Below are 14,828 nucleotides of genomic sequence, written 5' to 3' on the forward strand. Positions count from 1 at the left end.
AAAATTTTAATTGTTTAGATTTTGAGTATTTTTAAGCGAAAATTAATAAGATTTTTGCCGGAATAGTTAGTTCTATTTCAAAAAAATCTTATAATTTGCAGCTAAAAAGAGTCGAAATCTAGTAATTTAAATTTTGTTCACAGAGCCTAGGAGTCTGCCTAGGCTTTTTCTTTATCATTACTAGTACTCAACGTCACGAAACGTTGGGCTGAAGTATCTAAAGCACGGCAAGCAATTGATTGAATTTGTTGCGTTGCCATATCGGCTTTTGCAGTTAGTTCTTTCATTAAAATTTCCTGCTTGGTAATTTTATCTCAAGATAACTAATACTTTGTGCTTGCAATTTTAACTTGCCTTCATATTCCTGCTGTTTAAGTTGCATGTCAAAATCATATTGCTGTGATAGCTTACTACGAAGCAATTCTTCTGCATTATTTACCGCCTCTTTTATTATATTTGGAATTTGCCCTACTTGCATTTCTAAAGATTCATAATCACCCTCTTTTTCTACTAAATCAGCTTCTCGTTTTAATAGATTATCTCTTAAATCCGATAATTCTTTCTCCATAATAGCTTTCTTACTATTATATTCATCAATTTCCTTACGACGTTTTAATTCTAATGTATAAATATATTCTTCTTCCTCACGTTTCTTGGTCTTTTCAAGTTTTTCTTTTTGCTCTTTATAATCCCGCTCAAGTTGCTCACTTTGCTGTTGCCACTGAGATTTTTTGGCTGTCATTTCTTGAGTAAAAGTTTGTTTGTTCCATTTCTAATTTAAACTGTTCTTTTTGCCCAATTTGGGCTTGTAATAAGGCAGATAAAGTATTAGCTGTTTCATTAATTTGATATAATTCTTGTAAATGTTTTTGCTCTAAATTAATTGCTTCCCGTAAATTTACCAATTTTTCTGATTCTTTAAGCAATTGCTCTGATAAATTATCGATTTACGTCAATTCGGGATAAGGATATTGTGAACATGTAGATTAAAATCAAATTTTGTTGAAGGTTTATTTTTCTTTAATGAGTAAGCAACAAGAGTAGATAATATATGGACAAAGGCATTTATTGGTGATCTATGTCTAGTATGTTCAAGGTTCATTTTATTTTTTAGATAATCAAAAACTGTTTCAATTAAGTTACGCTTTCGAAGTAAGATTTTTTCTTTCAAATCCATTAATTTATTTTCCATATTCTTCTTAATTCCATGAATCATTTTTAAGCCTCTTTCATATAAATTTAAGAACAAATTTTGCTTAATATAACCTTTATCAGCTGCTATAATTCCAGTTAATCTTTTTGTTAACTCCGGTACTGGAACCCTATCATCTACATTGCCTTTGGTCACTTTTAATGCCATAAACTCCCCTTTATTATTGATTATTACATGTAATTTAAAACCATAAAAATACCCCATAGAGGATTTACTATGTTTGGCTAATCCTTTAAAAACTTTATTGCTATAACGCCTTTTATTGTGACAAGCTTTAATCGTTGTAGAGTCAATAAAATAAATACCTGTTTCCTCACCAAACAACAAATGAATCAACATATTTAGCGGTATGAATAATCGTGCCATTAATTCAACAAATCTATTATAACTCAAGGCTTTGGGAAAATCATCCTTATGCATGCACTCTATATAACTTTTATAGAAAAATTTAAAATTCTTAGCATAGGATGTATGAAACATAATTATTATTGTTAACATTTCACTTAGACTCATGCTACAACAGCGATTTCTTTGCTTATTTGATGGTAATAACTTTCTCTGTTCATACTCCAAATAAATTTTACAAAAATCATCTATAAAACTATATAATTCTGTGATATCTTTTTTCATGCCTGTAGTTTGTTTTTTTGTTTAAAAATATAAATACTGCAGGCACTCCTTTTTGACAATCCTTTTATCTATTACTATTTCATCTATATCTTATCCCGAACTGACGTGATTTGTTTAATTATCTTGGATTTTAAGGCACTAAGATCAGTTAATATAGCATCCGATGAATTGCTAACAGCTTTTGTTATAACAACTTGCTCATCTTGTCGTTGCTTTTGTTCTTGGGGACTAGTTACTTGCTTTTCAGCTAACTGCACTAACCTGGATATTGCATGAAGGTGGTATTTATAAAAATAAAATGGCAATATCGCTTATAAGTGGTAATGGATATGTTAATTTTCACTTAAATTATGTCTAGATATGCAATTCTTCCTGATTTAAGATAGAATCCCCCCTTACCCCCATTTTTTATTGTACCGGGGACAGTACCATATTAGCTTATTCTATAGCTAATTTTTTCATAACACTATCCCATATATGTTGGTAAGGATAAGATGAAGACAACAAGAATTTAATGCTCCTAGTATTTCTAATAATTACTGCTCCAATTTTGAACAATTTTAAACGCACCGTTCCTACCAAGGCTTTAGCTAATTCAGTACCTTGTAAAAACTTATCATGTATATATTCTACTAATGTATAGGCAAGGCTTGACAAAATTAGTCTGAGTTGATTAGCCCACCATTTATGGCATGAAGTGCGATCGGCAAATAGCTCTAACTGTTGCTCTTTTATACGATTTTCCATATCTCCACGTGCACAGTAATTTTTATCATATAAATCTTCTGGCTTACCTGCTAAATTAGTTACTATATATCTTGGATTCTCACCAAGGCTAGTTACTTCTGATTTACCAACTATCTTACGATGACGACTCCAGCTATCAGCTTTATATTTAAATTCACTAAAAAAGCGTTGCTTCTCTTTGCTAATTGTGAAGGCTTCGTTAGATTGTTGCATCAATGGCTCAAGCAGCTTGTTGAGTCTAGTATTTTGGGCTATTCCGACTATATATTTTACATTATTTTCATCACACCAATCCAGCATCTGATGACGACAAAATCCACCATCACCACGAAAAATAATCTCTACTTCAGGCCACGATTGACGAAAACGCTTGACTAATAGAGATAATATTGCCCAGCTATGCTTTGCTTGTTCTAGCTTTGAGCTGCGAAGATTGCTTACTAACAGCTTTTTTCCACAAAAAACATATAAAGGTAGAAAGCAATTATGACGATAATATCCATGATAAAACTTCCCCTCTTGATTGCCATAAATTTCATCATCAGTGGCATCAAAATCAAGTATTAATTGTTTCGGCACGGTTTTATGAGATTCGACAAACTTGTCAATCATCACCTTATGAGCTTTAAGAGCAAATCCACGATCTGCTTTATTTTCTAAACGGCATAAAGTAGAGCTACTAGCCATATCGTCCAGTGTGTATAATGGTTCCAATATTTTGGACAGAAAAATAAGAAAAATGAGATAGAATTCTTTAGCAAACAAGGAGAGCTAGAGATGAAAAAACAAGTAAGGCAATATAGTGCTGAGGAGAAAGCCAAAATTGCCATAGAAGCAATTAAGGGAGAGCTAACAATAGCCCAGATAACCAGTAAGTATGGTGTTCATGCAACACAGATCAGCAACTGGAAAAAACAAGGTCTTGAGTTGTTAGTACAAGGTTTTAAGAATAAAACACAGAGTGCTGATCCAAATCAGCAGGGGTTAATCAAGAATCTATATGAGCAAATTGGTCAGTTAAGCGTTGAGTGTGACTGGCTCAAAAAAAAATCTGCATTGTTTGGAATTAAAGGTTAGGTGTAATATGATAGAGCCTAATCATAATAAGTTAACAATTGTACAACAGTGTAAGTTATTGGATATTAGCAGGTCAACCTATTACTATCAACCTACTGGTATTAGTGAACAAGATATCAAGATTATGGCAATAATTGATGAGACCTATACTATGCATCCATATTATGGTATGCGGCGGATGGCTAAATATTTACAAGCCCAAGGTTTTTCGGTAGGTCGTAAAGCTGTTAGACGTTACTACAAGATAATGGGTCTTGAAGCTGTTTATCCTAAAATAAATTTAAGCAAGAGGAATCAAGCGCATAAAATATATCCTTATTTACTAAAAGGATTAGAAATAGTATTGCCAAACCAGGTTTGGAGTGCAGATATAACGTATATAAGACTGAGCCAAGGGTTCGTATATTTAGTAGCTATTATTGACTGGTATAGTCGTTATATTCTAAGTTGGCGAATCTCCATTAGTTTGGAAAGTGAATTTTGTGTAACAGCCCTTGAAGACGCTATAGAAAAATATGGTATGCCAAAAATATTTAATACCAATTGCAATAATTAACGCAGTGGTGTAAAATGGGTTTTTAACTGATAAAGGTACTCAAATGGCTAGGTTAATATTACCACAAGGTTTTCATGGTCATGATTTTATAAAAATGATGAAACATGAGCCGCATGGTCGAAATCGTATACGTTTATTGGCGATGTATCACCTTCAATTAGGCAAATCTTTAAAAGCCATATCTGAAATAGTGAAGTCACACTGGAAAACTGTGCAATCATGGCTCAGAAGATTTAGGAATCATGGTTTTGAAGGATTATTTGAATCACAAAGAAGCGGCGCCCCTAGGAAGATTAACACTATACAAGAGTCTGCTCTTTTTGATAAAATCAATACGCTCAGTGAAAGTAAAACTGGTGGGTATATAACTGGAAAGGAGCTACATATCATGTTACTTGAGGAATATGGTGCTAAATGCGCTTTAAAAACAGTCTACAATACTATGCACCGCCTTGGTTTTAGCTGGATTACTTCTCGTTCAATGCATCCAAAGTCAAATCAAGAGACTCAAAATACATATAAAAAAACTTCCCAGACATGTTAACAAAATTATTACCAAAAAATATCGATAGATGTAAAGTTGATATATGGTCTCAGGATGAAACTCGAGTTGGGCAACAAGGTAGCTTAACTCGTATATGGGCTAAGCGTGGCACTAGACCCCGTAAAGTTCGGCAACAGCAATTCATTTCAACATATATTTATGGAGCTGCTTGCCATGATACAGGAGAAGCTTTTGCATTAATTTTACCATATGCAAACACACAGGCAATGAATAAATTCTTAGAAGAGCTTTCTCGCAGTATTCAAGGCAACCGACATATAGCTTTACTAACGGATAATGCAGGTTGGCACACAGCCAAAAAACTAACTGTGCCAAGCAATATCACTTTGATACCGCTTCCGCCCTATGCACCGGAACTTAATGCAATGGAACAAGTTTGGGAATGGATCAAAAATCATTTCTTGTCTAACCAATGTTATGGTGTATATGAAGATATCGTCACTATGGCTTGTTACGCTTGGAATCAATTTGCTCATAATGTAGATTTAGTAAAATCAATTATGTATAGAGACTGGATAAACACACCGTGTTAATTATTGCAATTGGTATAATACTGATCAAGGAGTACAATTTACCTCGGAGAATTTTATTAGTATGCTAAAGCTACATAATATCTTGATTAGTATGGATGGTAAGGGACGAGCCTTAGATAATATTTTTATTGAACGTTTTTGGCGATCATTAAAACAGGAAAAAATTTATCGGATTATTTTAACAACAGTAAAGGAGGCAAAGACAGCAATTAACGAATATATGGACTTTTATAATAGACAAAGGATGCATCAAGCTTTGGATTATAAAACTCCAGAATGTGTATATTTTGAAAAAAATATTGTATAAAAACAACAATTTAATTTTTGTGAATTATATCTCTATTTATCTAAATTTTTGTCTAGACAAAGGGGACCACCTTAGTGTCTATACTTGTTTGCAAAGCTGGACATTTTCTTAAATTATCGTGATCATTTAAATCTTCATAACCAAGAGCAATACCATAAATACACTGTTTGAGCATTGTTAAAATAGTATGAGTAATTTTATCAGAATCTCGCTTATCAGGAAAAATCTTAGCCAGTTCATTAGTTAGACCAAGTCTTTTATCTGCTTCTCTTAGCAATAATACACCTCCATCGCTACTAATATTACCTCCTGTGAAATTTATTTCTATTTGACGATTTTTTACTTTCGATTGGTAAATTAATCCTGTACAATTTGTCATGGCAAAACCCTCTATGTAATCTTCTTTTAACACTGATATTATATAGTATTACAAGGGTTTTGTCTCTATTCTTTCATGCAATATTCAGGCTAGTACCTCATTATAGGCTGATAAAATTTGCTCCTTGGTACTTTTAAGCGACAATTGTTCCGGAGTATTGGATTTTTTCATTATTACCTCATCTCTTACGTAAAGTTTAACAGTTTAGGACGTTATATTAGTGTATTCTTTATTCAATTCTCTAATTACCCACATCCATATGATACAGATTATACCAAATACTATCATTAAATATATAGAAATAGATTGATAAGTTGCACAAGGTAAAATAATAAATATTAAAGACTGGAGAAGGGCACTCGTTGACTTTCCAAGTTTAGTACCAATTACGTCAGCAGCTGCTTTACCTTTTGTCTTAAGCTCAGTATCTAAAGGAACATATGACATTTCTTTAGTAGAATCAAATAAAGTATATTTACTTGATTTACTCAACACGTTGTTGATTAGTCCCATTGTAATAGCAATCGAAGAAGGATCAGTGAGCATAAAGCTAACCACAATTATAGCAGACAATCCATCAAAATTAGATACTAAGAAAAATAGCATGCCAGTTATAAAAACCATTATTGGCGTTATACTGGCTGCGGTAAACCAGCCCAACCTCCTGACAATATTGGAGCCAAGAATAACAAACAAAATGGTAAATATGCCAGTAATACTTAGATAATTGCCAACAAAAGCAGCAAATTCCGTCGGTGTTTTATAAATCTTTGAAGCTGATGCTTTCCAAGGTCCTTCAACTAAGTTTATAGCTATACCATAACAGACAAGCAGTGTAGCAATTAGCCTAATATATCTTGAAGCAATAACCATTTTAAAACTTTCTATAAGGGTTAGCGATTGTTTCTTGACAGAAAATTGCAGTTTTTCTACCTGAGATTTATCTAATATTTTATGGTTCAGCATCCAAAAAGTTGCTAATGCTATTGAGCCAAGTACCAATACGCATCCTAATATGATTTGTACTGAAAGTTCGGACTCTGTATGTTGTAGACCAAACTTCTTAATTAACAATTGATTTAGATAAGATAAGTTCTCTAGAAACTTACCTGATATGTAAAGTCCCGTTTGAGCAAAAAGTCCAAATAAAGGATAGAATCTTTTTGATTGTTCCACCGAGGTTATATTATTAACAAACTGCCAAAAAAGTAATGCAAATATCACGCTTGGCCATAATTCTGCTATAATATAGAACAAAGAAAAACTCCAATTAGATAAAAGTAATATAAACCATTTTAAATTGGGATAAGACTTTACTAAAATACCATCATGCTCACTATTCAAATGCAATGCCAAATGATTAGGAAAAATATAAAATGCAAATAAAGCAAAAAACAGTAGAAAAATTGACAATATAAGGTAGAATATATACTCCCCTTTTATGTTATTTACTAATTTCACATAGATTATCGACATCAAAAATGCCGAAGGTAAAACCCCCCAAAATTTAAGAAATGATACAGTTTCGGTACCAATCATGGTATTAATCAAACTGTCTTTTAAGGCTCTGATAATATTTTGTATAAATAAAATACAGAACATCAATAATGTTACATATAGAAATTTAGATAATTCATGCCTTTTGATAGGAAAGATATATTCTGACAATCTATTTGTTAATTTTGAGGTGGGTGATGTATTTTGAGTTATAGAGAGATACGAAAAAACTTTAGAAATTACTGCCATATAAGGCTCTAACCTACTTATTACTTGGTTAGAGCCACATACTAAAGCTTTTTGTCTTGATAGTCAAGGATAATATTTATTAATCAGCTAAATAGACGAGTAATATAGCTTTGAGCAAGCGTTATTTATTATTTTTTTCCCTCATTAATCTTATTATTATGTACTTTGTGGGCTAAATATAATCCGGCAAATATACATATATAAGCTGCTAATGAATATACACATTTAAATAGTACTTCTTGGTAAAAAATCGACAAAACTCTAGTTGCAGGAAATATATTGATAAAGAATCCTAACATTACAATACCATCTATAATGGCACATACTATTAAACTGATAAAATTCCTGTTATTAAAAGAATATGTTAATGCTGATTTGAGATGTAAAAATACACTCGTACTACAATATGTTGACAGCAATACAGAGACAAAAGTTGCAGACGCAACTCCCTTAATAACACAACCATTAATATAATAATCTAAATTCCATAACAAACCAAAGATTACTATCGTACTCAACACCACAGCAATCATAGCTTTTTTCTTGCCATATAGTTCAGATATAATATTAACAGTTAACGTTAAAAAGACAAATACTAAAGAACACTGAGATATTTTATTAAAGAAATTTAATAAATAAGTAAATATACAAAGTAACGTCACTAGTGGCATGTAAAATTTATTGTTAATATGGTGCATATTCCTTTCCTCTTTTTTTGGTCTAATCTTAGATAACCTGAATTCAGTATAACAAGTTATTCTAAAATCTGTTATATCTATAAGTATAACAGATTTTTATGATCCATTAATAGCTGTTTTCATTATTTTTGCGGTATTGCTTATTTTTTTCATGTATAGACCTACCAGATAATCCAAGAAAAAAAATAATATATAACAGCAAAAAAATTGAATGTAGTCATGTATCCGACTTATAGTTAACCTGAGTTTGACGTAAGCACCAAACAAAATGCTAAGCATTATGTAATAACATAAACAAACTGTTGGTGGTGAGCTATGGTAAAACTCAATAACTAACCAGCTGAAGCTGGTAGGTTGAAGTTGCGACTAGAAGTCACGGATTTACTCTAAAGAGATATTCATTACATTATTAGGCTGATGTGCATCTGAATGATTGTTAATGTAGTTATTGATTATATCATCAGTGACATTACCACTGGTTGAGCTAAAGAAGCCCCTAGCCCAAAAGTGGCGTCCCCAGTAAGTTTTTCTAATTTCAGGAAATTCTTGCTGAATTTTATATGATGAACGTCCTTTAGCTGCTTTAACAAACTGACTAATGGATATATGAGGTGGAATTTCAGCCATAATATGGACATGATCGGCAGATAATATTCCATTGATGATTTTGATACCAAGATATTCTGCTACCTGAGCAATAATTTCTCTAATTCTAATCCTGAGGTTACCTGTGAGTACTTTGTATCGATACTTAGTAATCCAAACGATATGGAAGCGGTGGTAAAATACGGTGTGGCTAGACTTACTATAATCAGTCATATATATTATTCTCTATTCAGAGAATAATATATATGATAACATTAGTAAATTGAAATATTTTAGAACAAGGACTGAAGTCTTTTCCGGCTGAAGCCGGAGGTTTTAACCAAATTTTGGGACAATAAAACCTTCTTTCAAACTAGTGTGTTAGGAGAAAGAATATTTGAAAAGTAAGAAGAGAGGGATTATAAAGTTCTCGAATAATAACAACAAAATTGGAGAATATATTATGATCCCTCTTACGGAGATTTTCTGCTTAATTGATGATTTTTGCAAGCATTTTGATACGGAGCAAAATAAATATATATTACCAAATCCTAACCGTAAGCGTAAAGTAGTTTGCAGTATAGGACTCTCAGAGATTATTACTATTATAGTAATGTTTCACTTGAGTCACTACCGTTATAGTACCCTACAATTTTGAGAAGATGAAGAAGAATGGTTGATTTAGAGTGGTGTGAAGTAGTATAAGGTAGGTATTTTTATAACAAAATGCATAATATAATACTTCAAGAATTGATTTTATATATAGACGGAAATAAATCAAGATTAAAATGTTTGGTTGGTATGGTAATTAGTTTGCTGACGGGCAGCTCAATTTATCAAAAAGGTTTAGCACTTGGTATTTTAGGTGATGCTAAAGCGACGTCAAAAACTCATAGAATTTATCGTTTTTTAAAAGATTTTAATTTTGATTATATGAAGGTTGGCTATTTGCTATTAAGCTTTTTTGCTTCAAAAAATTATGTCGTAGCAATGGATAGGACAAGTTGGAAATTTGGTAAATCCGATATTAATATTTTATTTTTAGTAATGGTAATTGGTAAAATATCGGTGCCAATATTCTGGAAGACTTTGTCGCATGGTGGCGGGTGTTCTGCAGAATTTATGAAGGAATTTTTACAGAAATTTATTAATAATTTTGGCGTTGAAAGAATAAAATATTTGCTTGCTGATAGAGAATTTATGAATAAAGAATGGTTAGACTTTCTGATAAATAACCATCTAAAGTTTGTTATTCCATTAAAAATGGATCATAAAATTCGTCTTACAAAAGGTTTAAGAACTTTAACCATTGAAAGAATATTTAGTGATGTTAAAGCCTTAGAGTATAGGGCTTGTAGTGGTATATTATGGAATAGAAAGGTTAATTTTACCGCATATAGAAATGATAAGAGCGAGCTGATGGTTCTGGTGTCTTCAATTGAAATAGAGCAAGATATTTTTGCTTTATATAAATTTCGTTGGAGTGTTAACGACTATTTTTGCACCTAAAAAGCGGTGGTTTTGATATTGAAAAAAGTCACATTGTAAAATTGGATAGATTTGAAAAATTATTAGTGATAACTGCTATTGCTTCAGCTTTAATAGTCAAAAATGGAATAATACAAAATGCCTTAAATCCCATCCGAATAAAACGGTACAAAACCATTGAAAGACAATTGTTTTCATTATTTACCTATGGCTTTGATCATATCAAAAATGCTTTTTATCAATCTACAACAGCCATAACGCAGCTAATATCCACATTATTAATACCTCCCAAACAAAAACTTTTTTCTATCCTAATACCATCTTTACAAAAATTGTAGGGTACTTATATCTTTAAATTATGATATAAGTAATGGTAAGAGGGTGATTTGAGGGGTACTTGATTGAGATAATCGAGCATAGAATAAGTACCCTCTTACAAAGTTTGCTTTGAACAAATTGCAGAAGGTGTTGGAAGTAGCAGCCTTGCACAATAAGACGAAGGAGATTATATCATGAGTAAAATAATAGGTCTAGATGTAAGTAAACAATGGCTTGATATATGTGTATATAATACAAGCGATAAACCTAAATATCATCGTTTTGCCAATGATGCAGCTGGTCATGAAGAGGTGATTAAATTAGTAAAAGAGCAAGAGATTAAGCTAATAATATGTGAACCCACTGGAGGATACGAAGCTGAGATTTGTCAAAAGCTGTATAATAATAAGCAACAAATACATAAGGTCAATACATATAGTTTTAATTCTTTTAGTAAATCGGTAAATTTGTGTAAAACTGATAGGAAGGATGCATTTAAATTAGCATATTATGGTGATAAGATGCAGCTTTCAGCGAATTATATATATCAAGTTGAATCAGAGAATTTGAAGAGATATAAGCAAAGACGAGAAGATTTAGTATTAATGCTTAGCAATGAAAAGAAAAGACTACATCATAGTATTGATGGTATTGATAAAGATAGTATAGAAAAACACATTAAATTCTTACAAAATGAAATAGCTGAGCTTGATAAGAAGTTAAACAAAACAATAGATGAGTCAGAAGAGTTAAAAGAGAAGGTAAAAATATTAGAGACTGTACCTGGTATTGGTAAATGTTTGGCTACAAAACTAATTAGTTTTGTACCTGAATTAGGGGATAAAAATTATAGTAGTAATGAATTGTCAGCAATTGTGGGGATAGCTCCGTACGCCCGTGATAGTGGTAATAAGCAAGGACGAAGATTTATTAGGGGAGGCAGAAAAATACCACGGGATGCTTTATACATGGCGGTATTAACTGGCAAAAATGGTTTTCAATATTTAAAAACTTTATACAATAGGCTTGTTAATAATTTTAAACCTAAGAAAGTTGCGATAGTTGCTTGTATGCGTAAGCTACTTGAAGTTTGCCATAAACTTATTCAACAAAAACGTTGTTTTATTATTTAGATAAATATTTTTTTGAAAATTTAGATAAAAGATAATTGCTATGTCACTACCGTACCTTTAAAGATTTTTATTTATGCTGCCTATGTCAAAGTTATAGAAAGGAATTTCCAAAACTTGTGAGCTATAGTCGTTTTGTTCAGTTAATGCCAATGAGCTTCATGCCCATGGTATTACTGCTAAAAAGCCTATCAGGAAAACAAACTGGTCAATATTATATCGACTCTACTAAACTTCCTGCTTGCCCTAATTTAAGAATTAATAGACATAAAGTATTCAAAGACATAGCAAAAAGAGGTAAGACTTCCACTGGGTGGTTCTTTGGTTGTAAGCTACATATTGTCATTAACAGTTGCGGAGAGATTATGAGTTTTTTTTAACTCCAGGAAATGTTGATGATAGAGCAGTGGTAGAAAATTTAGTAGATAAATTACAAGGCTGGCTTTTTGGTGATCGTGGGTATATCAGTAAAAAACTCACTCAATCCCTTGCTAATCAAGCTTTAGAACTAATAACAAAAATTAAAAGTAATAGAGTCTGTCCTATAGTTTGTGTAAGTTGCAAAGAAAGCAGTAAGAGATTACTGTAAAAAAAGTAACTTAAGCAAGCAAGGAGGAATTATGGCTAAAAAATTAGATACAGATAAAGATACATTAAACATCAGTAATCAGCTAGTAGAAGAATTATTATCAAAAGCAGATCCATCGGAGTTATTTGGTCGAGATGGTTTATTTCAACAGCTAAAGAAGCAAATAGTTGAGAAAATATTAGCAAGTGAGTTGGATCATGAATTAGGATATTCAAAACATAGCAAGATGCCAAAAGTAGATAATAATCGTCGTAATGGTAGCTATGAGAAGACAGTAATTGATGGGGATGGTCGTAAGCTGACAGTAGAAGTACCAAGAGATCGGGAAGGAGAGTATAATCCTCAATTAATACCAAAAGGGCTGAGGAGATTTAATGGATTTGATGAGAAAGTGATATCCCTTTATGGTCGCGGTATGACAGTCAGCGAGATCCGAGGGCATTTAGAAGAAATATATCAAACTGATGTATCTGGTGACTTGATATCCACCATAACAGATGGGGTAATAGAAGAAGTAACTAGGTGGCAAAATCGTTGTTTAGATAGGGTGTATCCAATATTATACTTGGACTGTATCTATGTAAAATCTAGAGACAATCACATAGTAATAAATAAAGCAGTATATTTAGCACTTGCTGTAAATATAGAAGGGAAAAAGGAGTTACTTGGCATTTGGATAGGCAAAAATGAAGGTGCTAAATTTTGGATGCAAGTAGTTACTGAGTTAAAGAATCGAGGAATTGAACAAATTTATGTTGCTTGTGTGGATGGTTTAAAGGGCTTTCCAGAAGCTATAAGCAGTGTATTCCCGAGTACTATAGTACAATTATGTATTGTACATATGGTTCGCAATTCAGTAAAGTATGTGTCATATAAAGATTTAAAAGAGGTCACATCAGATCTAAAACAAATTTATACAGCTAATAATGACGAAATGGCACGTTTAAAACTTCAGCAATTTGGTGTAAAATGGGATAAAAAATGAGCCTTTCTAATTAAGTGTGTAAATTTTTCATAGGGCTTAAATTCTACCTTCAAATTTTATCAAAAAGTGAGCCATAGCTGCGTTCCAGTTCGGAATCGGCATAACCCATTTCTTGGTCATATAATCAATTGCCAAATATAAGGTCTTAAAAACGGCATTATCATTTGGAAAAACCCTTTTATTCTTAGTAACCTTACGTAATTGGCTATTGACAGATTCTATACTATTAGTTGTGTATATTACTTTCCTTATCGCCTCAGGGTATTCTAGAAAAACCATTAAATTTTCCCAATGAACATACCAAGATTTAGCAATTTGTGGATACTGTTTACTCCATTTAGCTTCAAAAGATTCTAAAGCAAGATGTGCTTCTTCCTCTGTGCTAGCAGTATATATAGGCTTTAAATCAGCCGCTAATTCTTTTCGGTCTTTATATGATACATATTTTAAACTATTTCTAATCTGATGTACAATACATAATTGATGTTCGGTTTTCGGAAAAACTGCTTCTATTGCCTCAGACATACCGGTTAAATTATCACTGCAAGCAATAAGCATGTCTTGCATACCTCTGTTCTTCATCTCAGTAAAATTACCAAGCCAAAATTTAGCTCCTTCATTTTCACTGTTCCACAATCCTAAAATATCCTTCCTTCCAGATAAATCAATACCTAATGCTACATATACAGACTTATTGATAATTCGTTTATCTTGACGTACTTTTACTACTAAACAGTCAAAAAATACTATAGCATATACTCGATCCAATGGTCGGCTTTGCCATATCTTGACATCCTCAATTACATCATCAGTAATTTGACTTATCAAACTTTCGCTAACGTCAGCTCCATACAATTCTTGCATTTGAATCTTAATATCAGATAAGCTCATTCCTTTAGCGTATAACGATATTATTTTATCATCAAATCCTTCAATACGTCTTTGACGCTTCGGAATTAATGCAGGTTCAAATGTACTACTTCTATCCCTTGGAACCTCAATCTCTACAACTCCATTATTTGTTACTAGATTCTTTACTTTACTACCATTACGAACATTATTGCTATCAGTATGACAATATTTATCATATCCTAAGTGATTATTCATCTCTGACTGCAATGCCTTCTCTACAAGCCTTTTGGTTAATTGTTTTAATAAACCATCCTCTTTAAATAAAGTTGATATATCTGTATCATTATTTATTAATAAATCTATTGCTTGATTCATTGCTTCATTTTGTTTGTGACGCATTATAATTTCTCCTTTTGTTATATTATATTTT

The 14,828-nt window shown here is 32.0% G+C and carries 18 protein-coding genes and 4 pseudogenes; 11 read left to right on the forward strand and 11 right to left on the reverse strand.

Features of this window, described 5'->3' with window-relative positions; all coding sequences use genetic code 11:
- Positions 1 to 158 precede the first annotated feature (158 nt).
- The 6 genes from NBW66_RS14690 to NBW66_RS12270 all read right to left on the reverse strand — a co-directional run bounded on the left by NBW66_RS14690 (position 159) and on the right by NBW66_RS12270 (position 3,277).
- Positions 159 to 287 carry a hypothetical protein gene (locus NBW66_RS14690; protein WP_284346693.1) on the reverse strand — a complete coding sequence of 43 codons (129 nt, stop codon included), beginning with the start codon at positions 285 to 287 and terminating at the stop codon, positions 159 to 161.
- Entirely contained in the window at positions 287 to 742 is a 456-nt protein-coding gene (locus NBW66_RS12250; protein ID WP_250311156.1) for a hypothetical protein, read from the reverse strand. Before NBW66_RS12250 ends, NBW66_RS14690 begins: the two co-directional genes overlap by 1 nt.
- The gene (locus NBW66_RS12255; RefSeq protein WP_250311157.1) at positions 705 to 926 is read right to left on the reverse strand and encodes a hypothetical protein; all 222 of its coding nucleotides are present in this window, start codon (positions 924 to 926) and stop codon (positions 705 to 707) included. The genes NBW66_RS12250 and NBW66_RS12255 overlap by 38 nt, the downstream gene beginning before the upstream one ends.
- A 26-nt stretch (positions 927 to 952) precedes the next feature.
- Positions 953 to 1,843 (reverse strand): IS982 family transposase, encoded by an 891-nt coding sequence (locus NBW66_RS12260; RefSeq protein WP_250310582.1) that lies wholly within the window; start codon positions 1,841 to 1,843, stop codon positions 953 to 955.
- A gap of 83 nt (positions 1,844 to 1,926) precedes the next feature.
- Positions 1,927 to 2,148, reverse strand: coding sequence for a hypothetical protein (locus NBW66_RS12265; protein ID WP_250311158.1), 222 nt, complete (start codon positions 2,146 to 2,148; stop codon positions 1,927 to 1,929).
- A 133-nt stretch (positions 2,149 to 2,281) separates the two neighbouring features.
- Positions 2,282 to 3,277, reverse strand: a complete 996-nt coding sequence (locus NBW66_RS12270) for an IS1380 family transposase (RefSeq protein WP_250311159.1) — start codon at positions 3,275 to 3,277, stop codon at positions 2,282 to 2,284.
- A gap of 90 nt (positions 3,278 to 3,367) precedes the next feature.
- Here NBW66_RS12270 and NBW66_RS12275 point away from each other — a divergent pair, with 90 nt between their 5' ends.
- The 5 genes and pseudogenes from NBW66_RS12275 to NBW66_RS12295 all read left to right on the forward strand — a co-directional run.
- The gene (locus NBW66_RS12275; RefSeq protein ID WP_250310554.1) at positions 3,368 to 3,667 is read left to right on the forward strand and encodes a transposase; all 300 of its coding nucleotides are present in this window, start codon (positions 3,368 to 3,370) and stop codon (positions 3,665 to 3,667) included.
- 7 nt (positions 3,668 to 3,674) lie between these two features.
- A complete protein-coding gene (locus NBW66_RS12280; RefSeq protein ID WP_250311160.1) occupies positions 3,675 to 4,223 on the forward strand; it encodes a DDE-type integrase/transposase/recombinase in 549 nt (182 codons plus the stop codon).
- Positions 4,224 to 4,266: 43 nt separating this feature from the next.
- Positions 4,267 to 4,767, forward strand: a complete 501-nt coding sequence (locus NBW66_RS12285; protein ID WP_250310542.1) for a helix-turn-helix domain-containing protein — start codon at positions 4,267 to 4,269, stop codon at positions 4,765 to 4,767.
- Positions 4,761 to 5,321, forward strand: a complete 561-nt coding sequence (locus tag NBW66_RS12290) for an IS630 family transposase (protein ID WP_250310543.1) — start codon at positions 4,761 to 4,763, stop codon at positions 5,319 to 5,321. The genes NBW66_RS12285 and NBW66_RS12290 overlap by 7 nt, the downstream gene beginning before the upstream one ends.
- Positions 5,322 to 5,334: 13 nt before the next feature.
- Positions 5,335 to 5,628 (forward strand): annotated as a pseudogene (locus NBW66_RS12295) (transposase); the annotation flags it as partial.
- A gap of 52 nt (positions 5,629 to 5,680) precedes the next feature.
- Here the strand turns inward: NBW66_RS12295 and NBW66_RS12300 are convergent.
- The 4 genes from NBW66_RS12300 to tnpA all read right to left on the reverse strand — a co-directional run bounded on the left by NBW66_RS12300 (position 5,681) and on the right by tnpA (position 9,270).
- Positions 5,681 to 6,040: a transposase gene (locus tag NBW66_RS12300; RefSeq protein ID WP_250311162.1), complete on the reverse strand. Its 360-nt coding sequence runs from the start codon at positions 6,038 to 6,040 to the stop codon at positions 5,681 to 5,683.
- 171 nt (positions 6,041 to 6,211) lie between these two features.
- On the reverse strand, positions 6,212 to 7,717 hold the full coding sequence (locus NBW66_RS12305) for an Npt1/Npt2 family nucleotide transporter (RefSeq protein ID WP_250312199.1): 1,506 nt from the start codon (positions 7,715 to 7,717) through the stop codon (positions 6,212 to 6,214).
- A 164-nt stretch (positions 7,718 to 7,881) separates the two neighbouring features.
- The gene (locus NBW66_RS12310; protein ID WP_250311163.1) at positions 7,882 to 8,451 is read right to left on the reverse strand and encodes a VUT family protein; all 570 of its coding nucleotides are present in this window, start codon (positions 8,449 to 8,451) and stop codon (positions 7,882 to 7,884) included.
- Positions 8,452 to 8,832: 381 nt separating this feature from the next.
- The gene (gene tnpA, locus NBW66_RS12315; protein WP_250310592.1) at positions 8,833 to 9,270 is read right to left on the reverse strand and encodes an IS200/IS605 family transposase; all 438 of its coding nucleotides are present in this window, start codon (positions 9,268 to 9,270) and stop codon (positions 8,833 to 8,835) included.
- A 229-nt stretch (positions 9,271 to 9,499) separates the two neighbouring features.
- Here tnpA and NBW66_RS12320 point away from each other — a divergent pair.
- The 6 genes and pseudogenes from NBW66_RS12320 to NBW66_RS12345 all read left to right on the forward strand — a co-directional run.
- A pseudogene (locus NBW66_RS12320) lies at positions 9,500 to 9,673 on the forward strand (IS982 family transposase); the annotation flags it as partial.
- An 89-nt stretch (positions 9,674 to 9,762) separates the two neighbouring features.
- Complete coding sequence (locus NBW66_RS12325; protein ID WP_250310771.1) at positions 9,763 to 10,545, forward strand: transposase; 783 nt, start codon at positions 9,763 to 9,765, stop codon at positions 10,543 to 10,545.
- Positions 10,536 to 10,862 (forward strand): hypothetical protein, encoded by a 327-nt coding sequence (locus tag NBW66_RS12330; RefSeq protein WP_250310575.1) that lies wholly within the window; start codon positions 10,536 to 10,538, stop codon positions 10,860 to 10,862. The genes NBW66_RS12325 and NBW66_RS12330 overlap by 10 nt, the downstream gene beginning before the upstream one ends.
- Before the next feature lie 174 nt (positions 10,863 to 11,036).
- Positions 11,037 to 11,975, forward strand: a complete 939-nt coding sequence (locus NBW66_RS12335; RefSeq protein WP_250311165.1) for an IS110 family RNA-guided transposase — start codon at positions 11,037 to 11,039, stop codon at positions 11,973 to 11,975.
- Between the two features lie 38 nt (positions 11,976 to 12,013).
- A pseudogene (locus NBW66_RS12340) lies at positions 12,014 to 12,504 on the forward strand (IS982 family transposase); the annotation flags it as partial.
- Between the two features lie 88 nt (positions 12,505 to 12,592).
- Positions 12,593 to 13,537: pseudogene (locus NBW66_RS12345) on the forward strand (IS256 family transposase); the annotation flags it as partial.
- 45 nt (positions 13,538 to 13,582) lie between these two features.
- Here the strand turns inward: NBW66_RS12345 and NBW66_RS12350 are convergent.
- Positions 13,583 to 14,797: an IS256 family transposase gene (locus NBW66_RS12350; RefSeq protein WP_250310568.1), complete on the reverse strand. Its 1,215-nt coding sequence runs from the start codon at positions 14,795 to 14,797 to the stop codon at positions 13,583 to 13,585.
- Positions 14,798 to 14,828 lie beyond the last annotated feature (31 nt).

Origin of the sequence: Rickettsia endosymbiont of Oedothorax gibbosus (assembly GCF_936269705.1) — a bacterium.
GTDB lineage: Bacteria > Pseudomonadota > Alphaproteobacteria > Rickettsiales > Rickettsiaceae > Tisiphia.